The sequence below is a fragment of the Pseudomonas sp. O39 genome (assembly GCF_045447295.1).
GTDB lineage: Bacteria > Pseudomonadota > Gammaproteobacteria > Pseudomonadales > Pseudomonadaceae > Aquipseudomonas > Aquipseudomonas antarctica_A.
Genome location: NZ_JBJGXV010000022.1, coordinates 22,427 through 46,789, shown reverse-complemented (window position 1 = coordinate 46,789; position 24,363 = coordinate 22,427). Strand labels below are relative to the sequence as shown.

The following is a 24,363-nucleotide window of genomic DNA, read 5'->3' as shown; positions in this document are numbered from 1 at the left end:
GTGCCGAAGAGCGCAATCATTGACAGGACGACCATGCCTAAAGTTGAACTTTCCACGATGACTTCCTACGGGTTTTGGGGGTAGGAAGTGACGGTAAAGTGTGCAGCCTTAGTTGCTCAATAGGGACGACGTAATCGTTATGGCGAATAGGCAATCTATACGCCTTCTTTACGCGAAATGGGTCACTGCATCTTTTATATCGAACGCGGTCCAGAGGTGGGAGTTGGCGTGCCTGCGAGGGCAGCCACTCCGTGTGGCTGATACACCGAGGTGCTGGCATTGCCGGCAAGCCAGCGCCCATCGATTACAAGTTACGACTATGCCGATAGTCGCTGACAGCCTCATACACCGCTTTGCGCAGTCGGTTGATTCCGCCAATCGGTCGATGCGCCTCCAGCCCGAACCAAGGGTTGAACGATTGGTTGTCGCAGGCGAGGTTCAAGGCCGGCGTGTCGAAGTCCTGCGCGGGGATGTTCACCTTGGCCACCGTTTCATAAGGCGCGTCGCTTTCCTTCCATTCGATACTGGTGTCTTCGATCGGCATGAACTTCTGCGGGTTCTGCCGCTGAATCTGTAACACAAAACACGCCGGCACTCGGTCGGTGGACAGTTGCTGATTCAAGGCGCTGCGCAGGAAATTCGGCAGGTCCTGATTCTGTTTTGGCAGCACATAGTCCGGGCAGTTTTGCGGGTCGGGTGCGACGCGAAACTTGGCATTCGCCGCACCAAATTTGTAGGGCGAAACTGAAAAGTACGTGGTCTGCGTCGGGCTGGCCGGTGGCGGCGCCAGGGTCGCCAGGGCGATAAACAAGTGGCGCACCTGCCAGCTGCGTGGGTCGACGTTGGGGAAGAACGCCAGGACTTTCTTGCCATCGGCCTGGGCGCCGATGTTTTGCGCGTACTCCGCTACGTCGCTGACAAAGAAGTTCGGGTGGCTGAACATCACAAAGTCTTGCTCGGTGCGTGTTTGCTGGTCCGCCATCAGCTGTTTGCCCGGTACATCCAGCAGCTTGATTGCCATGCCCCGCGCATCACGGATGCTGTCGAACTGCGGATAGGCGTTGCCGTTGGACAGGCGCATTATCGCCTGCCAGGTCTTGCCCGGCTCGGCGAAAACGCCCTGGCGCAAGGCCGGATCGAGGTCCTTCAGCACACTGACTTCGGCCTTCACGCAGCCATGCGCCTTGGCGTGGGCATCACGCAAGTAGCGGGTGCCTTCGCGATGCTGGTCGACGATACGCACCGCCGTCTGAATGATGCCCTGGCTCATGGTCGCTTCACCGGGCGGGACCTGCTCGTCCGGTGACACCGGGCCACTGTGTTGCCAGGCAAACCAGGCCGTTGCCACCAGCCAGCCCAGCAGTCCCAGGCCCACCAGCCACAACAGGGTTTTACCCAGAAATGCGCCGAGGCGCAGCCACAGACGTGCGAGCATCGAAGGTTGCTTGTATTGAGATCGGATCATCATGGCAGTTGTTGCTCCAGCGGGCCGCCCAGCACTTTGAGGTATTCCAGCAGCGCCCAACGTTCCTGCGGCAGCAGGGCGCGGCCGATCACGCCATTGCCACGCTTGCCGTCACGGAATTCGTGACCGCTGTTGTGGTTGCCGGTGATTGTGGTATCGAACACAAAGGCATTTTTGAAGGCGCCAGTCTCAAAGCCCAGGTGGCGCGGGTCGTAGTTGAACGTGCCTTTGTAGAAGGTGGTGCTGCGCTCGTCCTGAGGCGAGAGCAATTGGAAGATCGTGGGTACTGAGCCGTTATGCAGGAACGGCGGGGTGGCCCACACGCCGGCCAATGGCCGCGCCTTGTAGGCGCGCAACTCGCGCACGCCAATGGGCAGGCCGAACCCGTCCAGGCTTGGGCGTTCGGCCGGGGTCACGCCGGCCGCACGGTAGGCGTGGTCCTCGACGAAGGCGGTGACGTAGGCGAGGCCCTGGGCAACCGACATTTTGTGCAGATCCAGCGGGGCGCTCGGCTTGGGGTGCAACTCGACGTTGAGCGTGGCCAGTTCCGCCGCGTCCCATTGCAGGGCGCTGAGGTCGTAGCGCTGATCGGCGATGTTAGTGGCGGCGCTGGGGTCGGTGCCGATGTATTCCACAGGCAGCATCTTCAGTTGCTGCACCGGGCGACCGTTGACCTGATTGACGGCGGGCACATGGCAGCCGGCGCAGTTCTCGGCGAACAGTGCACGGCCTTGGGCGGCGAGGGGCTTGTCGACGGCACCGAACAGGTCTTCCGGCCAGGCGGGTGGTTTGAGGCGTTGCAGGGTCTCCTCGATTCGGTTGAGGTCACGCACCCGTACGCTCGATGGGTAGCGCGCAACGCCCTGAAGGGGCTGGCCGGCGCTGTCGAAGAAATCCAGGGTGGCGCCAACGCCAAGGGCTTCACCGATATTGCGCGCCATGGGTTGCTGGGCTGAGCCGTTCCACTGCACCCAGTCGAAGGTCCAGATATCCCACAGGTGTGGGTAGTCCACCGGCGCATTGGCGACGCGATAATTCTCTGCTGAAATGGCGTCGCCGAAGCTGGCATTGGCGATGCGGCCAAACGCATCGGTGCGCCCCGGCCCTTCTTCGGTAGGGTAGAGGCCGCGGTGGGTGTCGTTCCAGGCAACGCTGAGGAACTGGTTCAGCGACGCTTTGAAGTCCTGACGCAATTGTTGCTTGTTGTGCTCGTCATAGTCGTGACCGAGCACGCTGCGGGAGAAACGGTCGAACTTCCACGGCAGGTAATAGGTGGCGGCAAGACTGGCCACCAGGGCTTGGCCGAAACTGCCGCCACGCAGGGTCGGCACGCTGGAGGGCAGCACATGCTGGGCCGAGCCGCCGTCGATGCGCAGGGCCTGGTTTTTGAAGTGCAATTCGCCGGTATGGCAGGCGGCGCAGGTGATATCCAGGTATTCAACATTGCTGCCGGCGTTCTGGTGCCGGGCGAAACCTACCGGCAGGTTGCCGGGGTTCTGCGCGGTAGGGACTTGCTTGGGATCGACCAGGAAACCAAAGCGCGCGAGGTATTCGGGCGTGGCAAAACGCTGCTCCGAAAACGGCAGTTCCAGAGCGGTGAACCAGTTGTAATGCAGGCCTTTTACCTGGGTGCCCTGAGGCGTGAAGTAATATGTTTGGCGATCAGCCGCACTCCATTGGTCCTGGTAGTGCACCTGCTCCACAGGCACGTAGTCCGGCAGCTTGGGGTTGGCGGTGTAATAGAGCACCACGGTGAGGGCAATGCCCAGTACTGCAAGTATCAGGAGTAAAACACGGGAAAAAATGCGCAAGATAACTATCCTTGTCGAGTTGTAGCGTTCTTATGCCATTGCGCCACAGGTGCGGCAAGTGGCCAGTAGGCTGGTTGGCGGCAGTCCGCGATCCTTCGCGGACCTCCATAATGAATGAAAATGCTTTTAAACACGTGAACTTATCAGAAGTTTCCTGCTCAGATGCCGGTAGCCATTGGTCGTGGCCGCCTGATAAGCTCGCGACTTTACTCGAATGCCCTTTTGGCGCACGAACAAGGAAATAGCATGAAACAGCATCGGTTGGCGGCGGCGGTGGCCCTGGTTAGCCTGGTACTTGCGGGTTGTGATTCGCAGACCAGCGTAGAGCTGAAAACCCCGGCGCAGAAAGCTTCCTACGGCATCGGCCTGAACATGGGCAAAAGCCTTGCTCAAGAAGGCATGGATGACCTGGATTCCAAAGCAGTAGCCCAGGGCATCGAAGATGCCGTTGGCAAGAAAGAACAGAAGCTCAAAGACGACGAGCTGGTTGAAGCGTTTGCCGCACTGCAGAAGCGTGCTGAAGAACGCATGACCAAAATGAGCGAGGAGTCGGCAACCGCCGGCAAGAAATTCCTTGAAGAAAACGCCAAGAAAGACGGCGTAGTGACCACGGCTTCCGGTCTGCAGTACAAGATCGTGAAGAAGGCCGATGGCGCTCAGCCTAAGCCGACCGACGTGGTGACTGTTCACTACACCGGCAAGCTCACCAACGGCACTACCTTTGACAGCTCCGTAGATCGCGGTAGCCCGATTGACCTGCCGGTCAGCGGCGTGATCCCGGGTTGGGTCGAAGGCCTGCAACTGATGCACGTGGGCGAGAAGGTCGAGTTGTACATCCCGTCCGACCTGGCCTACGGCGCGCAGAGCCCGAGCCCTGCGATTCCAGCCAACTCCGTGCTGGTATTCGATCTGGAACTGCTGGCCATCAAGGACCCAGCCAAGGCTGACGCCCCTGACGCTCCTGCTGCTCCGGCTGCCAAGAAGTAATCGGCAGCTGAACACACGACGCCCCGTTTCGACGGGGCGTTGTCGTATCTTGGGTATGGCAAAACCTCGCCAGTCAAACCCGATGCAAATCCAAACGAACCCCTGCAATCTGAAACAGTCTGATATTAGACTCGAGCACGGGTAGCCGCACCGAAGCGCCAAGTCAATGAAATCTTGAGTTTTTTTTATGTGCGCAAAAAACGCCCGATCTGACTGAAAGCCTTGTAGTCCGTGGCTTTCAGCCGATAAAAAAGGCTCTGTTCACAAGGTTATCCACAATTTGTGTGGATAACCTTTTATGTCGCCTGGAACTGGAGTGACGCATGAAACCACCTTTCAATTTCACCCGTTTCCTGCCCATGGCTGCGCGCTTGCTGGGCCGTGGGCGTTTACCTACCCTGCTGTTTGCCGTTGCCGCCAAAGGCTCAAACCAGGGCAACCGGCTGGGTAAGTTCAAGGATGATCTCAAATTGCTCCAGGCCCTGTGCCTGGCTTACTGGCGCGGAGAGTACCGGGCGATCAGCCCGAAGGCGCTGATCTCGGTGGTGGCGGGGTTGATGTATTTCCTCAGCCCGATTGATGCGATCCCGGACTTTATCCCGGTGTTCGGCATGCTCGATGACATCGCTGTGCTGGCATGGGTCATGAAGACCTTGAACGGCGAGCTGAGCGCTTTTCGCGCCTGGCGCGACGCCCAGCGCCCGGAAAAACTCGCCGTGGTTGAGCGACTGCCTGCGACGGCTGCACTCCTGGCCCAGGAAAACCCACAAAAAAACTGATGACTCTTATATCCCCTGCGACCTTCGGGGCTGTTAGGATTACACTTCTAAGGAAAGAACTTACTTAGTAAGTGTTGTTATCCTACGGGGCAGTCATGGATATTCAGATAATTTTACGCAATGGCGAGCCCGAGTATGCGGTGTTGCCATGGGACCAGTACCAGGCGCTGCTAAAAGCCGCCGGTCAGCCGCAACCCACAGCCGCTTCTTCCCCCGCCGCACCCATCACGATTGACCAGGACCTGCGCCCGCTCGCGGACCTGAGCGGCTTGCGTGAAGCCAAGGGCCTGGCCATCGAAACCCTGGCCCGCACGGTGGGTATCAGCCCGTCATATCTTGGATTGATTGAACGTGGTGAACGCCAGCCGGATGCCGCCATACGCCGCAGCCTGGCCTGGGAATTGGGCGTTGCAGGTTGGAGGGATGAATCTTGAGCCTACGAATCAGTCGTCAACACTGGGATGGGTTACTCAACGAACTGGACCAGGCGCGCCGCCAGCGCCACCTGCTGACCTACCGCGCGCTGCTTGAGCGCCTGCAGTTCCCCACACCGGCGATGCAGACGCTAGCCGCAGCCCTTGAACACCTGGCCGCACTGGACGCCAAGGCCGAGCAACCCTTGCGCAGCTCTCTGGTCATCAGCCAGGGCGCGAGCCGCTTGCCGCGTACCGGTTTCTTTGAGTGTGTAGAGCGCCTGGGGCGTTTCAGCGGGCCATCCGATGGTGTGGCCGCCGCGTCCTGGCATGCCTCGGAAGTGGTGCGAGTGTTCGAATACGAGTATCCGGAATCCGCCGAGGCTTAGAGCGCCTGGGGCAGGCTGTCCATGCTGTCGATGACATGAATGCTGTAACCGGGCACATCCTTGGCGTGGTGCTTGGCCTGTGAGGCCATCTCCGCCAACTGGCTGGCATCCAGTTGTCCACAGGCCTGTGGATACAAATGCACTACGCCGATCGACAGCGACAGCAAGGCGAACTCCTGGCGCGCGCCCTGGCGGTTCAACGCCACGAAGCAGCCGGCGTCGAGGTGTTCGGCGCGATAGAAGCGTCGGCATTGCGTGTGGAAGTCATCCAGCAACTGGTTGAGCCGCTTGCGCCAATCCTGCGGGCCGAGCACCAGCAAAAAATCATCCCCGCCGATATGCCCGACAAAGTCGCGGCTCGGGTCGACCCGGTCGTTCAGGCACTGCGCCAGGCACAGCAACACCTCATCCCCGCGCCCGTAGCCATAGATATCGTTGAACGGCTTGAAGCTGTCGATATCCACGTAGCAGATCACCGACTCGCGCCGTTGTTGCAGCAGGCGCGTCAGGCATTGCTGAATCGGCACATTGCCGGGTAGCAGTGTCAGTGGGTTGGCGTAACGCGCTTGTTGGATCTTCAGTTCGGTGATCAGCTTGAGCACATCAATGACCCGACCCAGGCCGAGGTAATCGCCATTGAGGGTGATGATGAAATCTTCTTCAATTCGCTGGCGTGCGCGGCTGGTCAACAAGCGGCTGACTTGCTGCAGGGATTGGCTCAACTCCACCGCCAGAAAGTCATCGCTCATCAAGCGGCTGATGGGCTTGCGCGCGAACAGGTCAGTGGCGAACGGCTTGAGCAGCGCGTCCGACAAGGAATGCCGGTGCACGATGCCGACCGGGTGGCCGCGCCCATCCAGCACAGCCAGGGAGTTGAGGTTGGCCTGGCGGCGGAAGGATTCCAGGACCAGGGCCGTGGCGGTGTCCTGATCCACTGCAGGTTGTTCGTTGAGCAGGGCGCTGAGGTCGCTGCTTTCTTCGCTGAGGGCGAGGTTGGCGTTGTCCTGTTTGGGCAGCATCAGGCGTGCTTCCTGGGGAGGCTGTTCCTGTGGACGGCAGAGCAGGTAGCCCTGGACCAGGTCAACGCCCATTTCGGTCAGCACCGCCAGCTCTTCTGGCAATTCGATGCCCTCTGCAATCACCTGCGCGCGCGAGGCTCGGGCGATTTGCAGGATCGAGCCGACGAATTCGCGCTTGAGCGCGTCCTGGTGGATGCCGTCGATAAAATGCCGGTCGATCTTCACGTAATCCGGGCGCAGTTCCGACCATAAACGCAGGCTGGAATAGCCGGCGCCCAAGTCATCCAGAGCGATGGCGAAGCCCATGTTGCGGTAATGATGCAGCGCGGTTTGCAGCAAGTCGAAATCGTCGGTTGGCGTCTGCTCGGTGAGCTCGATCACCACCTGGCTGGGTGGGATACCGAAGTCGCGCAACAGTTGCAGCGTGCGGCCCGGCTGGTGCGCCGTCTCCATCAGGGATTCCGGCGAGATGTTCAGGAACAGTTTGCCCGGCAGTTTCTGTTCACTGAAGCGCCGGCATGCGCTTTCACGGCAGGCGATTTCCAGTTCACTGAGGCGCCCGGCATGGCTGGCTACCGAGAACAGGGCGACGGGGGAGTGCAGCGGGCTATTGGACGGGCCACGGCTGAGGGCTTCGTAGCCGAGGATGCGCCGCTCGGACAGGCAAATGATCGGTTGGAACAAGCTGTGCAAACTGCCTTGAGCCAGGATTGAACCCAATGCATTCAGCTGTTCGGTCATGGTCATGGCGATCTCGATCAAAAAAAAGGACCGCAGGCATTAAGCCTGCGGTCCTTCATTTCACGACAGAATGATGTCTATATGATGACACTCTTGGGAGCGCTCACATTAAATTGACTTCATTTACTGCTTGGCCACCTGCTTGCTGATTTTCAGGTAGTCCAGCAGTACCCGGCCTGTCTCGGACAGGTAGGCGTCGTCTTCCGGCTTGGTTTTTTCAGGCTCGGTCGGCAGGGCATCCTCATCTTCTTTCTTCAGCTCTTTGAGCGGGTCTTCGCCCTTGGCCTTGCGGCGGGCGTTTTCCAGCACAAGCTGCTGATTCTCGATGTCGGTGTGCTGCGCACGGCGATCCGCTTCGTTAAGGCTGACGGTTTTTTCTTCCATCAGCTTCTTGGCCAGGGCCAGTTTGTCGCGGATAAACACGAACTCGGCATCCTTGGCGGAGCGAGCGTCATGGTCAGCCTTGAGCTGCGTCAGGTACGGCTTGAACGGGTCCGAAGCGGGTTTGATCGCAGGGCGAATGGTGTCCCACGGCATCGCTTCGGGCAGCGCGCTTTCGCCGATTTCCTTGGTGTCGATGATCGACGGGAAATCAACATCCGGCAGTACGCCCTGATGCTGGGTGCTCTGCCCGGAAACCCGGTAGAACTTGGCAATGGTCAGCTTCAGTTCGCCATGGTTCAGCGGCTGAATGGTCTGCACGGTGCCTTTACCGAAGGTCTGGCCGCCGACGATCAACGCGCGGTGGTAGTCCTGCATGGCGCCGGCGAAAATCTCCGAAGCCGAGGCCGAGAGGCGGTTGACCAGCAACGCCATCGGACCTTTGTAGAACGCGCCCGGGTTCTCGTCTTCCAGCACGTCGACACGGCCGTCAGCGTTGCGTACCAACACGGTCGGGCCTTTGTCGATAAACAGGCTGGTCAGCTCGGTGGCTTCCTGCAGGGAGCCGCCGCCGTTGTTGCGCAGGTCGATGACCACGCCGTCGACTTTTTCCTTCTGCAGCTCTGTCAGGATTTTCTTAACGTCGCGGGTGGTGCTCTTGTAGTCCGGGTCACCGGCGCGGAACGCCTTGAAGTCCAGGTAGAACGCCGGGATCACCACCACGCCCAGTTTGTAATCCTTGCCATCCTGCTTGAGGTTGAGGACTTGCTTCTGCACAGCCTGGTCTTCGAGCTTCACCGCTTCACGGGTGATGGACACGATCTTGCTGGTCTGGTCGTTCGGCGCATTGGTGTGCGGAATCACTTCCAGGCGCACCACGCTGCCTTTCGGCCCACGGATCAGCTTGACCACTTCGTCCAGGCGCCAGCCGACCACATCGACCATCTCTTTGTCGGCCTGGGCCACGCCGATGATCTTGTCCGCCGGGGCGACCTGCTTGGTCTTGTCGGCAGGACCTGCCGGTACCAGACGCACGATCTTGACCTGGTCATTGTCGCTTTGCAGGACGGCACCAATGCCTTCCAGCGACAGACTCATGTTGATATCAAAGTTTTCCGCGTTATCTGGCGACAGATAATTGGTGTGCGGGTCGTAAGACATCGCGAAGGTGTTGATGTAGGCCTGGAAGATGTCTTCGGCACGGGTCTGGTCCAGACGTGCCAACTGATTCTTGTAGCGCTTGGTCAACAGCTCTTGAATGGCCGTCGGCTCTTTGCCGGCGATCTTCAAGCGCAGCACTTCGTCCTTGACGCGTTTGCGCCACAGGTCATCCAAAGCGGCGGTGCTGGTCAGCCAAGGTGCGTCCTTGCGGTCCACCAGAAGGGTTTCCTTCTGCGTGAAGTCGAGCTTGTCGACGCCCTTGTTCAGCTCACCCAAGGCGAAGTCCAGACGCGCTTTGACGCGGTCCAGGTAACGCTTGTAGATGGTGAACGCTGGCTGCAGGTCGCCGCTCTTGAGGAAGTCGTCGAACTGAGTCTTCCACTTGTCGAACTCAGCGATATCGCTGGCCAGGAAGTAGCTGCGCGACGGGTCCAGCAGCTTGAGGTAGCTGTCATAGATGATCACCGAGCGAGCGTCGTCCAGCGGCGGCTTGCTGTAGTGATGGCGCTTTAGCAACTCGACAACGTTAAGGCTGGCAATCACCTCATCGCGATCAGGCTGAAGATTGTCCCAGCTATTGGCTGCGAACGTATTGGTCGACATCGACGCGAAGCCGAGACCAATGAAAAAAGCGAGGGCGGTGCTGGGGAACAGATGCTTCATGCTGATTCGACGCGGGGGCAATTGATAACGCATATTAGGCCGTCTTTGAGGGAGCCGGTTCCATATGATCCGGTCGCATAATGCAAAAAGCCCGGCGCTACAGCTACGGGCTCAGTCCAGACTCACTATGGAGGCACTGTGAAAGCATTGCAAGGCGTTGAAGGTCATGTGGAGTGGTTGGAAGAGCCCAGTCCTACCTGCGATGTAGGCCAAGTTCGCATTCGTGTGGCGGCTGCTGGCCTTAATCGCGCCGATTTGTTACAGCGCGCGGGGCTCTATCCGCCCCCTCCGGGTGCCAGCCATGTACTCGGCCTGGAGTGTTCCGGGGTAATCAGCGAAGTGGGTGCAGGTTCGTCCTGGCAAGTCGGTGATCGCGTCTGCGCGCTGCTGGCCGGGGGTGGCATGGCCGAAGAAGTGGTGGTGGACGCCCGCCACGTGCTGCCGGTGCCGGAAGGTTTGTCGCTGGCCGAAGCCGCGGCGTTGCCAGAGGTGTACAGCACGGCGTGGCTGAATCTGTTCCAGTTGGCGGGCCTTAAACCCGGTGAAAAAGTCTTGTTGCATGCCGGCGCCAGCGGCGTGGGCTCGGCGGCAATCCAGTTGTGCAAGGCATTTGGCAGCCCCTGCTGGGTCAGTGTCGGCTCGGCGGAACGGCTGGCCTACTGCGAGGCGCTCGGCGCTCAGGGCGGCGTGGTACGTACCGACGGTATTGAAGGGCTGCGCGATTTTGGGCCGTTCGATGTGATCCTCGACCCGGTTGGCGGCAACTACGCGGCCCTGGACCTGAAGCTGTTGGCCCTGGATGGTCGTTGGGTGTTGATTGGCTTGATGGGCGGGCGTGACGCTCAGCTCGACCTGGCTCAGGTGCTGGGCAAGCGCATCCAGTTACTCGGCTCGACCTTGCGCAGCCGCAGCGATGAGTTCAAGGCGGACCTGTTGAGTGATTTGAGCCAGCAGGTGTGGCCGCTGTTTGCAGAGGGGCGCTTGAACCCGCAACTGGCCAAGACCTTCTCGATCAGGGATGCCGAGGCGGCCTTTGCCGCGTTGGCGAGCAACCAGATTTCCGGGAAATTGGTGTTGGTGATTGACGAGAGCTTGGTCTGATCTCAAGTTGAGATGCAATCTAGTGTGGGAGGGGGCTTGCTCCCGATCGCAGTGTGTCAGATGAAGAATTCTTCACTGTCATACCGCTGTCGGGAGCAAGCCCCCTCCCACATTTTGATAGGATTTCAATTCAAGAGGTTGGGGTCACACCCACTGATGAATCGGCCAGCCGGCTTTTTCAGCATGCTCGCGCAACACCGGGTCCGGGTTCACCACCTGCGGGTGATCGACCTTCAGCAGCAATGGCAAATCATTGCGCGAATCCGAGTAGAAATACGCCCCCTCCAGTGATTCACCTTCCTGCTCCAACCATTCCAGCAACCGTGTGATCTTGCCTTCACGGTAAGTCAGCACACCCACGGTACGGCCGCTGTAAGCGCCATGGCTGACGTCCAGATCAATCCCCAGCACTTCATCGATACCGATACGTGCGGCAATCGGCGTAACCAAGTGAGTACCCGAGGCGGAAATCACCAGAATCCGGTCGCCATTCGCGCGGTGCCGGGCGATGGTTTTGGTGGCGTCGCTGTAGATCAGCGGCTCAATCACATCCTCGACCCATGGCTCTACCAAGTGGTCGATTTCTTCCGGCGTGCGCCCGATCATCGGCTCCAGGCTGAAGTCCATGAAGTCTTCCATCAACAGCTTGCCCTGGCTGTAGGCGTCCATCAGTTCGTTGTTCTTGCGCATGAACGACTCAGGGTCGACCCAGCCCAGGCGACCCATCTGCTCGCTCCACAGCGTGGCGCAGTCGCCGTGGATCAAGGTGTCGTCCAGATCAAAAATTACCAATGCCATCCGTCATGCTCTCTCAATTAAATCGTTGCGTCAGGCTACTTCACACAACGCACTCGGGTCGATGGAAAGTGCCAGGCGCTGCCCATCCGGGTGCAGGTCGTCGGCGGAACGGTTGAGCACGTCGACCACCAACTCCACGCCGCGCGCTTCAACGCGGTAGCGAATCACGTTGCCCAGCAGGCTGTGGCTACGCACCAGGGCGTCCAGCTCGCCGCTGCGGCTCAGTTCGATGGCTTCCGGGCGAATCGCGATGCGCCCGCTGATCGGGCGTTGCAGCAATTGGCTGGCCTTGTCGGCGTCGAGCAGGTTGTAGTTGCCGATAAACCCGGCGGCGAATACATCCACCGGCGCAGTGTAGAGGGTCTCGGCATCGCCGCTCTGCACAATCTTGCCCTGGTTCATCAGGAAGATGCGGTCCGACATGGTCAGGGCTTCTTCCTGGTCATGGGTCACGAAGATCGTGGTCAGCCCCAGTTCACGCTGGATCTGGCGGATCTGTTCGCGCAGATGCTTGCGGATCCGTGCGTCCAGCGCCGACAGCGGCTCATCCAGCAGCAACAGGCGCGGGCGGGTCACCAGGGAGCGGGCGAGTGCCACACGCTGGCACTGGCCGCCGGACATCTGGTGCGGGTAGCGACCGGCGAGTTCCTTGAGTTCCACCAGTTGCAGCACTTCCTGCACACGCTTGTGGCTGTCGTCGGCGTTGACCTTTTGCATGCGCAGGCCGAAGGCGACGTTCTGTTCCACGGTCATGTTGGGGAACAGCGCATAGCTCTGGAACACCATGCCGATATGCCGTTTCTGCGGGCTCAGGGGGACGATGTCCTGGCCATCCAGCAGAATTTTCCCACTGTCCACCGACGTAAGCCCGGCGATGCAGCGCAGCAAGGTCGACTTGCCGCAGCCGGACGGGCCGAGCAGGGTGACGAACTCGCCCTTGGCGATCTCGCAGTTGATGTCGCTGAACACCGGGGTGCCGGCGTAGCCTTTTTGCAGGTGTTGGACGCTGACGAAGCTCATTGGCTTTTGTCCTTGTTCAAGATATTGGCGGCCCAGGTCAGCACCAGCACAAAGAAGAAATAGGAAATGACGATGGCACTGGTGAAGTGGCCGCTCGTGTTGCGCATGTTGTTCAGGTAGACCTGCAGGGTTTCATAGCGGGTGCCCACCAGAATATTGGCAAATACGAACTCACCGAACAGAAACGAGAACGACAGCAGCAGCGCCACCATCAGGCCTTTGCGCAGGTTTGGCAGCACCACCAGGATCGCCGCCTGCCAGGTGCTGGCACCCAGCAGTTGCGAGGCGTCCATCAGGTCGCGCAGGTTGATCGCTTGAAGGTTGTTGGTGATCGCGCGGTACATGAACGGTAGAGCCACGGTGAAGTAGCAGCCGATCAGAATCCACGGCGTGCCCACCATTGCAAATGGCCCGGAGCCATACAATTGCAGCAAGCCCACAGATGACACCACCGGCGGCACCGCGAAGGGCAGCAGGATCAAAATGTTCATCAGCGCGTCGAGTTTGGGGAAGTGGTAATGCACCACGAACAGCAGCGGCAAAATCAGCACCACCGACAGGATCAGTGCGCCCACGCACACCAGCAGCGACTGGCCGAAGGCAGCCAGGAAGCGTGGGTCGCTCCAGAGCTGCACGTACCATTTGACGGTGAAACCGGCCGGCAAGATTGTCGCCGACCAACTGCTGGCAATGGAGTAGACAAAGGTACCCACCAGCGGCAACACCAGGATCGCGAATAACACATACACCACTACCCGATGGTAGAGGGAGGCCGAGCCGGCTTCAGCGCGAGACATGGTAGCTCCTCTTGAGCAGCAGTTGATGGACCACGGTGACCACCGTCATCAGCGCCACCAGCACCACGGCCAGGGCACTGGCCATGTTCGGGTCAAGGGAGATGTCGCCGGAGACCATTGCCGCGATGCGAATCGGCAGCACGTTGAAGTTGCCGGTGGTCAGCGCGTACACCGTGGCATAGGCGCCAAGGGCGTTGGCCAGCAGGATCACGAAGGTGCCGAGCAGGGCAGGGGTGAGCACCGGCAGACCAATGTGCCGCCAGAACTGCCAGCCGTTGGCGCCGAGCAGCGAGGCTGACTCCCGCCAGTCTTCACGCAACGCGTCGAAGGCGGGGTAAAGCAGCAGCACGCCCAGTGGAATCTGGAAGTAGGTATAGAGAATGATCAGCCCGGTCTTGGAGTACAGGTTGAAGTCCTGAATGATCCCGGCCTGCTTGAGCATGATGGTGATGCTGCCGTTGAAACCCAGCAGGATGATGAACGCGAAGGCCAGGGGCACGCCGGCAAAGTTGCTGGTCATGTTGGCAAAGGCGGTCACGAAGTTGCGCAGCGGCCCGTCCACACGGCGCAACGAGTAGCTGCCGAGCACCGAGATGATGATGCCGAACACGCTGGAATAGAAGCTGATCTCCAGGCTGTACTGGATGGCCTGCAGGTAGAACTTCGAACTGAAGATCCTGGTGAAGTTGGCCAGGCCCCAGCCGAACTCCTCCGATTGCAGGCTGTTGATCATCACCCACACCAGCGGGGCGATTTCAAACACGATAAAGAACAGCGCAAACGGTACCAGGCAGAGGATCGCCAGCCATTTGCCACGGATGATGGAGTTCACTTCAGCAGCTCCCGGCATACAGGTTTGTCGTGGGGTACGCCGAGCAGTTCGCAGACGGTGCCGCACAGTTCGGTTTGCTTGGGGCTGGCAGAAGGGTCGAAGTTGAAGGCCGAGCCCAGCACGAACAGCGGCACTTCACGTTCTTCCGGCAGCAGGCCGTTGTGGGAGCGATCGTTGTTCATGCCGTGGTCCGCAGTCACCAACACCTGGTAACCGGCATCGAGCCAGCCTTGCAGGTAGTCGGCGAGGATGATATCGGCCGAGCGCGCGCTGTTGCGGTATTGCGGCGTATCGAGGCCATGCTTGTGGCCGGCGTCATCAATGTTCATCGGGTGTACCACCAGGAAATTCGGCGCGTGTTTGCGGCGCAGGCTTTCGGCGTCGGCGAACAGGTGCGAATCCGGGTAGTGGTCATTCCAGTAGAAATGCCCGTGCTGGATCGCCAGCGCCTTGTCGTCGGTATGACGATCACGCGCGGCAATAAAGGGCGTGCGATTATACAACTCGCTGACCCAGTGATAAGCCGCCGCCGCTGTAGTGAGACCTGCGTCGGTGGCGTAATGGAAAATGCTGCGCTGGTTGGACATGCGCGAGACATTGTTGTGGACGATGCCGCTGTCGATCGGTGGCACGCCGGTGAGGATGCATTCATACAACGGCCGGGACAGAGCCGGCAGTTCACAGTCCAGTTTGTAAAGCGCTGCGCGTCCTGCGCCGATATAGGCCTGGAGATGCCCCATGGCATGTCGGGCAACCTCGTAGTTCAGGCCGTCGAGCACCACAAGGATGACGTTGTGCTTCATAGGGGGAGACGCTCCGCAACGGCTGGTTTGGCTCGGTTTCATCCTGGAACCGGATCAAATGTGGGCGCTTGCTTATGTGGGAGCTGGCTTGCCTGCGATAGCATCACCTCGGCTTACATGACACACCGAGTCGTTTGCATCGCGGGCAAGCCCGGCTCCCACACAAGCCAGTTCCCACACTGACCGTGTTTACAGCTCAGGCCTTACTGCATATTGATGATGACTTCTTCCTGCCACTTCTGCGGCAGTGCCTTGGAGGTCTTTTCCCAAGCATCGGCATCTTTGATCGGCGTGACTTTCTTGTACTGCTCGTTAGGCAGCAGCTTGGCCTGGACGTCGGCAGGCAAGGTCAGGTGCTCGGCACGGATCGGACGGGCGTTGCCGCGCGCCAGGTTGGTCTGGCCGGCGTCGCTGAAGATGTATTCACGGGTCAGCTTGGCGGCGTTCGGGTGCTTGGCGTATTTGTTGATGATGGTGGTGTAGCCGGAAATCACCGAGCCGTCCGATGGGATCAGCACGACGTAGTCATCCGGGTTGGCCATCTTGGCTTTATAGCTCAAGCCGTTGAAGTCCCAGACCACACCCACTTCCACTTCGCCTTTTTCCATGGTGGCGATGGTCGGGTTGGCCAGTGACAGGCGGCCTTGCTTGGCGATCTCGGCAAACATCAGCAGGGCAGGCTGAATGTTCTTCTCGTCGCCACCATTGGCCAGGGCTGCTGCGAGCACGCCGTTGGCGGCTTGTGCAGCGGTGCTCACGTCACCGATGGAAACCTTGTATTTGCCGGTCTTCAGGTCAGCCCAGCTTTTTGGGGCTTCGGAGCCGTGCAGCAGCTTTTTGTTGACGATAAAGGCGATGGTGCCGGTGTAGGCCAGGGCCCAATTGCCGTCTTTATCTTTCGCCCAATCCGGGACTTGCGCCCAGGTGCTCGGCTTGTACGGCTGCGCAACGCCCTGTTTCACCGCGATCGGGCCGAAGGCCGCGCCGACATCACCGATATCGGCGCTGGCGTTGTCTTTTTCGGCGGCGAACTTGGCGATTTCCTGGGCCGAGCTCATGTCGGTGTCGATGTGCTTGAGGCCATAGGTCTTGGCCAGGTCTTCCCAGGTGCCTTTCCAGTTGGCCCAGTCATCGGGCATGCCGACGCTGTTGACGGCGCCTTCCGCTTTCGCGGCGGCTTCCAGCGTTTTCAGATCGGTATCAGCGGCCATGGCGGCGGTGCACATGGCAATGGTCGAGCCTAACAGTGATGCCAGGAAAAGCTTTTTCATCCGAAGCTCCTTTGGGCGTTTTCAACGCGGCGTTTTTAAGAACGTTTGCGGGGGGGGCGGTTCATCACTGATTTCTTGTGGCGCGTTGCGCCTGAAAGCCGGCCGGGCTAGGCGCAGTCCGCAGGTAAGGGTCGTTTCCTTGCCAAGGACTGCAACACAGCCTGGCCGGCTTTCAGGCGCAACCCGAAGGGCCGGGCCTGATTTTGCGCAGGGCTGCGTTACTCGTCGCTTATTTGGAACAACCAAACCACGCTCCTCGCGCCTTGCCCTGCACAAAATCAGGTCCGGCGCGCCCCAAGAAATCAGTGATGAATCGCCCCTTTGGTCTAGGTCAGAGCAATACCTGAGCCAATCTAGGCTCGATGGATGACAGTTTCATGTCTGTGTCGTTTTTAAATCGCTTTTGTCGCTCAGTGCAGACTCAGCGTAGACCATGCTCAGGTACCCGCAGGCCCTGGACTTGGCCGATGTATTGCAGGGTGTGGTGCAGGGCCTGGACAGGGACTGTCATCTGTCGGTCATCTGTAATGCCTAGGCTGGCAGGCAATAGCAGAAGCCCAAATAAAGCGCGGTTTGTGCACTTGAACGGTGCTGGTCTAGTCCAGATAGGTAATGTTGATGCGTGATGAGGCAATCAAGGCGGTGACCTCCATCGGCCTGGCGCTGCAAGAGCAGATTGACCACGGCCTGTTGCCGCCTGCGAGTAAATTGCCCGCCGAGCGCAAGCTCAGCGAGTTGTTTGGTACCACTCGAATTACTGTGCGGGAAGCCTTGTTACAACTGGAGGCCCAAGGGCAGATTTATCGCGAGGAACGCCGCGGGTGGTTTGTTTCGCCGCCACGGCTGGCTTACAACCTGATGCAACGCAGCCACTTTCACGCGATGGTCAGCGACCAGGGGCGGGTGGCGTCGACCGAGGTGATTTCTGCGCGCCTGCAACCGGCGTCGGCGGCGGTGTGTGCATGGCTGCAATTGCCGGCGCTGTCGAGTGTGATCCAGATTTGCCGGGGCCGAAGGATTGATGGGCGCCTGGTGTTGTATGTGGAGCACTACCTGAACCCGCAGTATTTTCCGGGCATTCTGGAATGCGACCTGAATCAATCAATGACCGAGCTGTATGCGCGCAAGTACGACTTGCATTACGGCCGTGTGCGCTTCGAAATCGTACCGACGTCATTGCCGGTGGAAGCCGCCGGCGCATTGCGCGTGTCGGTGGGCAGCCCGGGCTTGCGCATCGCACGGGTGAACTATGACCAGCATCAGCGGTTGATCGACTGCGACCTGGAGTTTTGGCGGCATGATGCGATTCATGTTGGCGTCGATGTGGTTTGACAGTCGGGTGCCGGGCTGGCTGACCATCAGCCGATGCACCGCGAGCTTAATGTGGGAGCTGGCTTGCCTGCGATGCGGGCGCCTCGGTACATCACACAGACCACGTTGTTGCTTTCGCAGGCAAGCCAGCCCCCACACTTGAATCGATCTCGACTTGAAGAGTCGCTCGCCTATGGCATCAGGGTTCTAATGACCTGATCCACATTGGTTTCCAGCTCTGCCACCGGGTCCGCTCCGTCGACATTCAATACCAACAGTTGCGCACCCCCTGCCGTCACCGCCGCTTTAATCGCTTCACTTGGCTGACGATGATGCAGCACCACCGCCACGTCGCTGTCCTTCAAGCGGGCACTTAACGCCTGCAACGCTTGTGGCGTCCAGTCCGCATCCGGCCGTGCATCGGTACCGGCCACTTCCAGGTTCAGGCTGCTGACCAGATACGCGAAGTGATCGCTCAGGCTGACCACGCTCAGGTTGTCCGCCTTGGCCAGCCGCGCTTCGCTGTCGGCGCTGAGCTTGAGCAGGCGTTGCTTGAGGGCCGCCAGGTTGGCGTCGATCTTCGGTTTGGCGTTGGGCGCCAGGCGGCCAAGGTCGGCGGCCATCACATCGGCCATGCGCCCCATATTGTTGCCCGACTGCCAGGGCTGGCTGTTCAAGCCATCGGCACTGCCCGGTTGCACGGCGATGCCTGGCAAGCCGCCGTCCACCGGGCGCGCGGCGTCGACTTCGACGATACGGATATTGCTGCGCCGCGCCACCGGGTACAGCGGGTCGTCCGCCCACAGCGAGCGCAGGCCGATGGCGGCGTCGGCATCCTGCGCCAGGGTATTCAGCGCTGGGGCGCCACGGCCCGTGAAGTAGGACACCTGGCGCGAGCCGGGCAGGTTGGCCGGCGCAGCACGCTCAAGCTGCACGTCGGTGCCCTTGAGCAGCACCTCGGCCAGCCCGTAGGTGATGGGCAACGACGCCAGGACCTTGACCGTTTTTTTGGTTTGGGTCAGGGCGGCATGGCCGAGGCCTTGGTTGACTTTGAATTCCTTGGGGTCGAGGCCGTCAACGGCCAGCGCCGAGGTGCTGAGCAAACAAGCGATGGCCAGGGCCAGTGGGCGAAAGACAGGGCGCATTATCCAAGATTCCCTTTGAGGCTGGGCACAGTGCCGCGCGCGATGGCGGCGAAAGCGAAGGCGATACCGGCCACCAGAATGATCGCGGCGCCGGAGGGGATGGGCAGGTCGAAGATGATCGGCAACAGGATGCCGCACAGCGTGCTGACCGTGGCAATCATCACGGATACCCAGAAAAACCCCTTGAGCGACTGGCTCAGCAGGCGCGCCGCAGCGGCCGGAATCACCAGCAGCGCGCCCACCAGGATGGCGCCGATCACCTTGACGGCCGCCACAGTAATCAGCGTCACCAGGATCACGAACAGGTAGTCCAACGTCTTCACGGCCACACCGCGCACCGCTGCCAGCTGCGGGTTGAAGCTGGCCAGCATGATGCGGTTGTACAGTGGCAGCGCCAGGGCCATCACCAGCGAACCGACAATTGCGAGTACCAGCAAGTCATTGCCGTTAACCGTCAACACCGAGCCAAACAGCACGTTTTCCAGGATATGCACGTTGATCTTGCCTGCCAGGATCAACAGCAGGCTCGCGCCCAACGCCAGCGACACCGACAGGAACACGCCGATCAAGGTGTCTGGCGCCAACCCTGTGCGGTTGCGCAGGTAATTGAGCAGAATGCCAAACAGCAGGCAGTAGCCGAACAGTGCGCCATAGGGCCCGGTGTAGGGTTCGCCGAGCAGAATGCCCACGGCCACGCCGGTCAGTGCAGCATGCCCGACAGCCTCGGAGAAAAACGCAAAGCGCTTGACCACTACCAGCGTCCCCAGGCCGCCAAGTACCGGGCCGATCAGCAAACCGGCGAGCAAGGCATTGACCACAAACCCATAGGCCAGCGCCTCCGGCAGGTACCCGGACGAGGCCCAGCCCTGGACCATCAAACGAAACGCTTCATAACTCATGGCGCCGAGCTCCGAGGATGGGTGGAGAACAGGGTCAGCAGCCGGTCCGGGGTCAATGCCTCTTTGGGCGTGGCGTCGAACAGCACGCGGCGGTTCAGGCCGGTGACGCGGTCGGCGAGGCGGCCGACGGCTTCCAGGTCATGTTCGATCCATAGCACGGTGATCCCGGCCAGCCGCCAGTCATGCAGCAGTCGCTCGAATACCTGGATGCCCGCTTCATCAAGGGCCGACATCGGTTCATCCAGCACCAGCAGGTGTGGCGCCGGGATCAGGCCCTGGGCCAGCAAGACACGCTGACGCTCACCGCCGGATAACGCGCCCATGCGGCGTTTGCGTTTGTCCTGCATGCCCACCCGTTCCAGCGCCTCGCCAATCGCGGCGGCGTAGTGTTTGGACAGGCCCAGAAACGCCGGGCGCCGTTGACACATGGCGGCCATGAAATCGTCCACCGTCATCGGCAAGCCGCGGTCGAATTCCAGCGCCTGGGGCACGTAACCGATGGTGCCGGGCGTATTTGGCCACTGCAGGCGCAATTGACCGTGGTGCGGCGTTTGCCCCAGCAGGGTCTTGATCAGCGAACTTTTGCCGCCGCCGTTCGGGCCGACCAACGCATGGATGCTGCCCGGTTCTACCTGGAAACTGACAGCGTCAAGAATCACCGTGCGGCCCAGGGTCAACGACACCTTGTCGAAGTCGAGGGTTGGGCCGATGCTGGCCACTTTGAGTTGTTCCGCGGCTGTCATGCCCCCGACTCCTGAATCGCCCGCACCACGGTGTTGAGGTTGCCGGTCATTTCCACTTCGTACTTTTCAGGGGTGTATTCGCCGTAGGAGATATGCGACAGCGGGTACAGCTTGACCCCGGATTCACGCTGGATGGTCTCGACGTAGGTGGACGGGAAATCCATCTCCGAGAAGATCACCTTCACATCCAGGGCGCGCAGTTCGTCGATGGTTTTTTTCAACTGGCTGGGGCTTGGCTCGATGCCGTGGGCGGGCTCGACCACGGCGGTGACTTCCAGGCCGAACTCGCGCAGCAGGTAGTCGTAGGCGGCGTGCACGGTGGCCACGCGCAGGTCGGGGTTGGGTGCGCTGGTCAGCTTGGCCAGGGCGTCGGCGCGCATCTGGCGCAGGCGTTTGCCGTAGGCACGGGCGTTCTGGGTGTAGGCCTTGGCATTGTCCGGGTCAAGCTTGCCCAACTCGCGGGCGATGTTGTTGACTTGGGCAATCGACGCGCTGATCGACAGGAAGGTGTGCGGGTTGACCACCTTGCCCGCGCCACGCGCGGCATTGCCCGTGGCGGCGAGCAACGGCACGTTGGCGTTGGCCTCGATCACCGGGATGTCCGGGCGCTCACTGGTGGCGATCATACGGTCGGCGAAATCGTCATGGCCGACGCCGTTGAGCACGATCACGTCGAGGGTGCCGATGCGCTTGATGTCTTCGGCGCGGGGCTCATAGGCGTGCGGGTTGAAGCCGGCCGGAATCAGCGGGACCACGTCGGCCTTGTCGCCGACAATGTTAGCCACGTAGCTGTAGTAAGGGTGCAGGGTGATGCCGATACGCAGGCGTTTGGCCGCCTCGGCATTTGCCAAGGGCGCCAGCATCAGGCTGAACAGGCTAACCAGCAACAGGCGCAACAAAGGAGATGAAATAGACATGGGCACTTGGTCTTCTCGTTCAGTGACGGTGCTGGCGCGTAACGCCGGCATCGAATTGCGCGACCACCTGCTGCCAGCCGGCAGCGATCAGCGCCTGGTCAGTGAGGTCGGAAGGGGCGGCGAGGTGGGGTTGGCGGTTGAGCCAGATATCCGGTTCGGCACCGTGCACGCGCATCAGCAGCGAGCCGCTGGTGCTCGGCGTCTGGCTCAAGCCCAAATAGGCAGCAGGCGCCAGCAACGCCCAGCGGTGGTCGCCACGGCTGACCGAACTGGCGTCCTGGGCAAACGGTGCGAGACCTTCTTCAGCCAGTTGCGCAGGCGTCGGCAGGGCGCTTTGCTCCTGTTGCAGCAGCTGGATTTCATCCAGGGTCACCCGCAGGTCGGCATAGATGCCTTGTTCGGATGCACTGAGGTCGCGACGGGCGTCCAACTGGTGGCTGGGCAGCGCCGCGACTTCCTGGGTTGCACCGTGCAGGGCCACCACCGAACCGGCCACCGCGAGGATGATCAGGCACAGCAGGAGCACGTAGAGGGTTTCGTGGCCGGCGCCGGCGGGGCGTACAACCTGTGTCGTGCTCATTGAGGCTGGATATCCGCTTGGTCGATTTCAACGATGTGGCCGGGGCCCGCGTCAAACAGCACATAGAACTCGGCCGCGGGCTTCTTGAAAGTCAGGGTTGAGTCCTGGCCGAGTTTGCCGGGCAGCAGGATGGTTTCGTCGTAGCCGATGACGTCCAGGGTCACGCCCGGGGCGCCGCTGCCGTCGGAGAAACCGCCGGTGCACTGGATCTGCTCGCCGGGTATTTCCTTGCATTCGCACATCGGGTTGTGCGCCAGGGCGGTGGTACTGAAACCTGCGCAAAGTAACAGCGCCGCAGCGGTGCGGGTCAGACGCTTGAACGTCATGGTTTAACTCCTTGCTTGTTCAGCCAGGCAATGGTGGCAGGCGAGGCCTGGCTCAGCGGGATGGAACCCTGGTGCATCGTGCCGTCCCAGCCTTCCATGGTGACCCACAGTTCGGCGTCGACCGGCGTGCGTTCAGGCACTGGTAATGCGGCGCCCATGCGGTAGGGCGTACCGAAGAAGATCACCCCGGCGGCGCGCAAGCTGCGCGGTTTGCCGATACGCAGGTAGGTGGCCTTGACCTGCTCGGCGCAGGTGTCACACAGGGCGGCGTTGAAGAATTTCATTGGGCCGGCCGGGTCCGGGCTCGGGCCTTCGTTGCGGAATTCGGCGAGTTTCAGGCTCCAGGGGCCGACCTGCACGTCGCCGACGACCCGCTCGCCAATGCCGGTATCCCCGCGAAACAACGCGGCGTCGGCGAAGTATTTGGGCATGAACCCCAGGGGCACCAGCAACAGCAGGATGTTGATATGGAACCGCCATTTCAGCCAAAAAGCGCGCAGCGGCGAAGGCGGCGTAGCGCGAGCGACCTTGCTCATAAGTTGGCCTCCGAGGTTTCAGCCTGCATGGCGAGGGCGGCGGCCGGCGCACGTTGCGTCTTGGCTTCGCGCTTGAGCGCATTGAGGGTGGCCAGGGCGGTGCGCTTGGTCCAGATCAGCAGGCCGCTCAACACCATCATGCTCAGCACCAGGCCGAAGAATGCCCAGATCAGCTTGATCCACAGCCCCCCAAAGTCGCCGGTGTGCAGCGGGCGCACGGATTCGGTGACGAACTCCAGCGTCGAGCGGTCGGACAGCAAGTGCGACACCGCGATTTCGCCGCTGTACGGGTTGAGTTGGGCCGTCTGGAACATCAGCGGGTACCAGCCGCGCCCGCCGATTTGCAGGTGGCTATAGGCGTTGAGCGGCAGGAACACGAATGTGGCATCCAGCCCGGGAATGCGTTGGGTGGCAATGCCGATGGCGTCGTCCAGTGGGATCATCGGTGCCGGCACGCCGGGCGCGGACATTGGCACCTTTTCACGGGCGATCACCGGGACGATCGGTTCGCTGGAGATGGAAATCTGGTTGTCCCCCAGGATCGCCTGGATCAGGAACCAGGTGCCGGTGATGGAAATCACCGCGATAAACCAGATTGACCAGATCCCGCTCAGGCGGTGGAAGTCCCCCCAGAAGATTCGCGCACCGTGACGGATACGCAGGGTCGGTCGCAGAAAACCCTTCCAGAAACGCTTGTAGACCACCAGCCCGGTCACCAGTGACGCCAGCAACGGCAGGCCGAGCGCCGAGACCAGGTACCAGCCCCAACTGAAGCCATTGGTGAACGGCACCAGCCACCAGCCGTGCAGGGCGCGGGTAAATTGCTTGAAGTTGAAGGCTGGGCTGATGCCCTGGATCGCCCCGGTGTAGGGGTTGACGTAGACCTCAACGGAGCGCCCATCCGGGTAGCTGAGATCGACACTGAGGGCGAAGTGCGTTTCGTCCGGGCGGATGATCGATTGCACGATCACCTGGGGCTCTTCGCGTTTGATCGCGGCGATCACCTGGTCAAAGCTCAGCATCCGGGCGTCATCCGACGGCTTGCTTGCACGGATATCCGGGTTGGCCAGCCACACGATTTCCTGGCTGACCACCGCCAGGGTGCCGGTGACGCAGACGATCAGTACAAAAAACCAGATCGGCAACGCCAGCCAGCTGTGCACAAGAAACCAAAGCTTTGAACGTGACTTCTTTGACAGGTGAACGTTTGACATGTGAATACGGGTCTTGAGCGGAGGAGGGCGATGGAGGCCCGGAAAAGGCCGGTCGTAGCTTTTGCTGACGCGACGGGCTGTATCTAAGTTAAGACGGATGAGGATGAGAAATCCCCAGGCCGCATATGAAAGAAAATGTTTCAGGTTCACATTCGCAGTGCTTTCAGGCGTTGATCGAACACGAAACATGTTCCAAGCCATCACCCAGGTGCCATTGATGGGGCCGGGGGGCTGCGTAGGATGGGGGCATACCGTTGAGTG

Annotated in this window: 24 protein-coding genes; 6 read left to right on the top strand and 18 right to left on the bottom strand. The window is 60.6% G+C overall.

The features are described 5' to 3' along the window. Positions 1–304 precede the first annotated feature (304 nt). Entirely contained in the window at positions 305–1,468 is a 1,164-nt protein-coding gene (locus ACI77D_RS23160; protein ID WP_407017568.1) for a catalase family protein, read from the bottom strand. Beyond that, entirely contained in the window at positions 1,465–3,276 is a 1,812-nt protein-coding gene (locus ACI77D_RS23155) for a di-heme-cytochrome C peroxidase (protein WP_407017567.1), read from the bottom strand. Before ACI77D_RS23155 ends, ACI77D_RS23160 begins: the two co-directional genes overlap by 4 nt. A 246-nt stretch (positions 3,277–3,522) precedes the next feature. On the opposite strand from ACI77D_RS23155, the gene ACI77D_RS23150 reads away from it, so the two are divergent. From ACI77D_RS23150 to ACI77D_RS23135, 4 genes are all read left to right on the top strand, one after another. Beyond that, positions 3,523–4,263 (top strand): FKBP-type peptidyl-prolyl cis-trans isomerase, encoded by a 741-nt coding sequence (locus tag ACI77D_RS23150; RefSeq protein ID WP_407017566.1) that lies wholly within the window; start codon positions 3,523–3,525, stop codon positions 4,261–4,263. A 323-nt stretch (positions 4,264–4,586) separates the two neighbouring features. Further along, positions 4,587–5,042 (top strand): YkvA family protein, encoded by a 456-nt coding sequence (locus ACI77D_RS23145; protein WP_064451670.1) that lies wholly within the window; start codon positions 4,587–4,589, stop codon positions 5,040–5,042. A gap of 95 nt (positions 5,043–5,137) precedes the next feature. Next, positions 5,138–5,476 (top strand): helix-turn-helix transcriptional regulator, encoded by a 339-nt coding sequence (locus ACI77D_RS23140; RefSeq protein ID WP_064451671.1) that lies wholly within the window; start codon positions 5,138–5,140, stop codon positions 5,474–5,476. Continuing rightward, the gene (locus ACI77D_RS23135) at positions 5,473–5,844 is read left to right on the top strand and encodes a hypothetical protein (RefSeq protein ID WP_005786715.1); all 372 of its coding nucleotides are present in this window, start codon (positions 5,473–5,475) and stop codon (positions 5,842–5,844) included. The genes ACI77D_RS23140 and ACI77D_RS23135 overlap by 4 nt, the downstream gene beginning before the upstream one ends. On the opposite strand, the gene ACI77D_RS23130 is transcribed toward ACI77D_RS23135, so the two are convergent. Next, complete coding sequence (locus ACI77D_RS23130) at positions 5,841–7,610, bottom strand: bifunctional diguanylate cyclase/phosphodiesterase (RefSeq protein WP_407017565.1); 1,770 nt, start codon at positions 7,608–7,610, stop codon at positions 5,841–5,843. The genes ACI77D_RS23135 and ACI77D_RS23130 overlap by 4 nt on opposite strands. A 117-nt stretch (positions 7,611–7,727) precedes the next feature. Continuing rightward, positions 7,728–9,842, bottom strand: coding sequence for a carboxy terminal-processing peptidase (locus ACI77D_RS23125; RefSeq protein ID WP_407017564.1), 2,115 nt, complete (start codon positions 9,840–9,842; stop codon positions 7,728–7,730). A gap of 105 nt (positions 9,843–9,947) precedes the next feature. Between ACI77D_RS23125 and ACI77D_RS23120 the strand changes: the two genes are divergently transcribed. Beyond that, positions 9,948–10,910, top strand: coding sequence for a zinc-binding dehydrogenase (locus ACI77D_RS23120; protein ID WP_064451673.1), 963 nt, complete (start codon positions 9,948–9,950; stop codon positions 10,908–10,910). 144 nt (positions 10,911–11,054) lie between these two features. On the opposite strand, the gene ACI77D_RS23115 is transcribed toward ACI77D_RS23120, so the two are convergent. The 6 genes from ACI77D_RS23115 to ACI77D_RS23090 all read right to left on the bottom strand — a co-directional run bounded on the left by ACI77D_RS23115 (position 11,055) and on the right by ACI77D_RS23090 (position 16,431). After that, complete coding sequence (locus ACI77D_RS23115) at positions 11,055–11,708, bottom strand: HAD family phosphatase (RefSeq protein WP_064451674.1); 654 nt, start codon at positions 11,706–11,708, stop codon at positions 11,055–11,057. Between the two features lie 30 nt (positions 11,709–11,738). Continuing rightward, positions 11,739–12,728 (bottom strand): ABC transporter ATP-binding protein, encoded by a 990-nt coding sequence (locus ACI77D_RS23110; protein WP_064451675.1) that lies wholly within the window; start codon positions 12,726–12,728, stop codon positions 11,739–11,741. Beyond that, entirely contained in the window at positions 12,725–13,525 is an 801-nt protein-coding gene (locus tag ACI77D_RS23105) for an ABC transporter permease (RefSeq protein WP_064451676.1), read from the bottom strand. The genes ACI77D_RS23110 and ACI77D_RS23105 overlap by 4 nt, the downstream gene beginning before the upstream one ends. After that, the gene (locus ACI77D_RS23100) at positions 13,512–14,375 is read right to left on the bottom strand and encodes an ABC transporter permease subunit (protein ID WP_167353686.1); all 864 of its coding nucleotides are present in this window, start codon (positions 14,373–14,375) and stop codon (positions 13,512–13,514) included. The genes ACI77D_RS23105 and ACI77D_RS23100 overlap by 14 nt, the downstream gene beginning before the upstream one ends. Then, the gene (locus tag ACI77D_RS23095) at positions 14,354–15,160 is read right to left on the bottom strand and encodes an alkaline phosphatase family protein (protein WP_407017563.1); all 807 of its coding nucleotides are present in this window, start codon (positions 15,158–15,160) and stop codon (positions 14,354–14,356) included. The genes ACI77D_RS23100 and ACI77D_RS23095 overlap by 22 nt, the downstream gene beginning before the upstream one ends. Positions 15,161–15,363: 203 nt before the next feature. Next, positions 15,364–16,431 (bottom strand): ABC transporter substrate-binding protein, encoded by a 1,068-nt coding sequence (locus tag ACI77D_RS23090; RefSeq protein ID WP_064451679.1) that lies wholly within the window; start codon positions 16,429–16,431, stop codon positions 15,364–15,366. A gap of 618 nt (positions 16,432–17,049) precedes the next feature. Here ACI77D_RS23090 and ACI77D_RS23085 point away from each other — a divergent pair. Further along, positions 17,050–17,763, top strand: coding sequence for a UTRA domain-containing protein (locus tag ACI77D_RS23085; protein WP_064454894.1), 714 nt, complete (start codon positions 17,050–17,052; stop codon positions 17,761–17,763). A 170-nt stretch (positions 17,764–17,933) separates the two neighbouring features. Here ACI77D_RS23085 and ACI77D_RS23080 read toward each other — a convergent pair whose 3' ends face one another. The 8 genes from ACI77D_RS23080 to ACI77D_RS23045 are packed head-to-tail and all read right to left on the bottom strand — an operon-like array spanning position 17,934 to position 24,087. Beyond that, positions 17,934–18,887 carry a metal ABC transporter solute-binding protein, Zn/Mn family gene (locus tag ACI77D_RS23080; RefSeq protein WP_407017562.1) on the bottom strand — a complete coding sequence of 318 codons (954 nt, stop codon included), beginning with the start codon at positions 18,885–18,887 and terminating at the stop codon, positions 17,934–17,936. Then, entirely contained in the window at positions 18,887–19,786 is a 900-nt protein-coding gene (locus tag ACI77D_RS23075; RefSeq protein WP_064451681.1) for a metal ABC transporter permease, read from the bottom strand. The genes ACI77D_RS23080 and ACI77D_RS23075 overlap by 1 nt, the downstream gene beginning before the upstream one ends. Further along, positions 19,783–20,529, bottom strand: coding sequence for a metal ABC transporter ATP-binding protein (locus tag ACI77D_RS23070; RefSeq protein ID WP_064451682.1), 747 nt, complete (start codon positions 20,527–20,529; stop codon positions 19,783–19,785). Before ACI77D_RS23070 ends, ACI77D_RS23075 begins: the two co-directional genes overlap by 4 nt. Then, on the bottom strand, positions 20,526–21,446 hold the full coding sequence (locus ACI77D_RS23065; RefSeq protein ID WP_053255310.1) for a metal ABC transporter substrate-binding protein: 921 nt from the start codon (positions 21,444–21,446) through the stop codon (positions 20,526–20,528). Before ACI77D_RS23065 ends, ACI77D_RS23070 begins: the two co-directional genes overlap by 4 nt. 19 nt (positions 21,447–21,465) lie before the next feature. Next, the gene (locus ACI77D_RS23060; RefSeq protein WP_407017561.1) at positions 21,466–22,026 is read right to left on the bottom strand and encodes a DUF6162 family protein; all 561 of its coding nucleotides are present in this window, start codon (positions 22,024–22,026) and stop codon (positions 21,466–21,468) included. Continuing rightward, a complete protein-coding gene (locus tag ACI77D_RS23055) occupies positions 22,023–22,352 on the bottom strand; it encodes a hypothetical protein (RefSeq protein WP_407017560.1) in 330 nt (109 codons plus the stop codon). The genes ACI77D_RS23060 and ACI77D_RS23055 overlap by 4 nt, the downstream gene beginning before the upstream one ends. Then, positions 22,349–22,888, bottom strand: a complete 540-nt coding sequence (locus ACI77D_RS23050) for a hypothetical protein (protein ID WP_064451685.1) — start codon at positions 22,886–22,888, stop codon at positions 22,349–22,351. The genes ACI77D_RS23055 and ACI77D_RS23050 overlap by 4 nt, the downstream gene beginning before the upstream one ends. After that, positions 22,885–24,087 (bottom strand): PepSY-associated TM helix domain-containing protein, encoded by a 1,203-nt coding sequence (locus tag ACI77D_RS23045; RefSeq protein ID WP_407017590.1) that lies wholly within the window; start codon positions 24,085–24,087, stop codon positions 22,885–22,887. Before ACI77D_RS23045 ends, ACI77D_RS23050 begins: the two co-directional genes overlap by 4 nt. Positions 24,088–24,363 lie beyond the last annotated feature (276 nt).

Excerpts from the sequence above, each read along its gene's own strand:
- ACI77D_RS23160 (WP_407017568.1), bottom strand. The coding sequence starts at position 1,468 with ATGATGATCCGATCTCAATACAAGCAACCTTCGATGCTCGCACGTCTG.
- ACI77D_RS23150 (WP_407017566.1), top strand. The coding sequence starts at position 3,523 with ATGAAACAGCATCGGTTGGCGGCGGCGGTGGCCCTGGTTAGCCTGGTA.
- ACI77D_RS23145 (WP_064451670.1), top strand. The coding sequence starts at position 4,587 with ATGAAACCACCTTTCAATTTCACCCGTTTCCTGCCCATGGCTGCGCGC.
- ACI77D_RS23140 (WP_064451671.1), top strand. The coding sequence starts at position 5,138 with ATGGATATTCAGATAATTTTACGCAATGGCGAGCCCGAGTATGCGGTG.
- ACI77D_RS23130 (WP_407017565.1), bottom strand. The coding sequence starts at position 7,610 with ATGACCATGACCGAACAGCTGAATGCATTGGGTTCAATCCTGGCTCAA.
- ACI77D_RS23125 (WP_407017564.1), bottom strand. The coding sequence starts at position 9,842 with ATGCGTTATCAATTGCCCCCGCGTCGAATCAGCATGAAGCATCTGTTC.
- ACI77D_RS23115 (WP_064451674.1), bottom strand. The coding sequence starts at position 11,708 with ATGGCATTGGTAATTTTTGATCTGGACGACACCTTGATCCACGGCGAC.
- ACI77D_RS23110 (WP_064451675.1), bottom strand. The coding sequence starts at position 12,728 with ATGAGCTTCGTCAGCGTCCAACACCTGCAAAAAGGCTACGCCGGCACC.
- ACI77D_RS23105 (WP_064451676.1), bottom strand. The coding sequence starts at position 13,525 with ATGTCTCGCGCTGAAGCCGGCTCGGCCTCCCTCTACCATCGGGTAGTG.
- ACI77D_RS23100 (WP_167353686.1), bottom strand. The coding sequence starts at position 14,375 with ATGCCGGGAGCTGCTGAAGTGAACTCCATCATCCGTGGCAAATGGCTG.
- ACI77D_RS23095 (WP_407017563.1), bottom strand. The coding sequence starts at position 15,160 with ATGAAGCACAACGTCATCCTTGTGGTGCTCGACGGCCTGAACTACGAG.
- ACI77D_RS23090 (WP_064451679.1), bottom strand. The coding sequence starts at position 16,431 with ATGAAAAAGCTTTTCCTGGCATCACTGTTAGGCTCGACCATTGCCATG.
- ACI77D_RS23085 (WP_064454894.1), top strand. The coding sequence starts at position 17,050 with ATGCGTGATGAGGCAATCAAGGCGGTGACCTCCATCGGCCTGGCGCTG.
- ACI77D_RS23080 (WP_407017562.1), bottom strand. The coding sequence starts at position 18,887 with ATGCGCCCTGTCTTTCGCCCACTGGCCCTGGCCATCGCTTGTTTGCTC.
- ACI77D_RS23075 (WP_064451681.1), bottom strand. The coding sequence starts at position 19,786 with ATGAGTTATGAAGCGTTTCGTTTGATGGTCCAGGGCTGGGCCTCGTCC.
- ACI77D_RS23070 (WP_064451682.1), bottom strand. The coding sequence starts at position 20,529 with ATGACAGCCGCGGAACAACTCAAAGTGGCCAGCATCGGCCCAACCCTC.
- ACI77D_RS23065 (WP_053255310.1), bottom strand. The coding sequence starts at position 21,446 with ATGTCTATTTCATCTCCTTTGTTGCGCCTGTTGCTGGTTAGCCTGTTC.
- ACI77D_RS23060 (WP_407017561.1), bottom strand. The coding sequence starts at position 22,026 with ATGAGCACGACACAGGTTGTACGCCCCGCCGGCGCCGGCCACGAAACC.
- ACI77D_RS23055 (WP_407017560.1), bottom strand. The coding sequence starts at position 22,352 with ATGACGTTCAAGCGTCTGACCCGCACCGCTGCGGCGCTGTTACTTTGC.
- ACI77D_RS23050 (WP_064451685.1), bottom strand. The coding sequence starts at position 22,888 with ATGAGCAAGGTCGCTCGCGCTACGCCGCCTTCGCCGCTGCGCGCTTTT.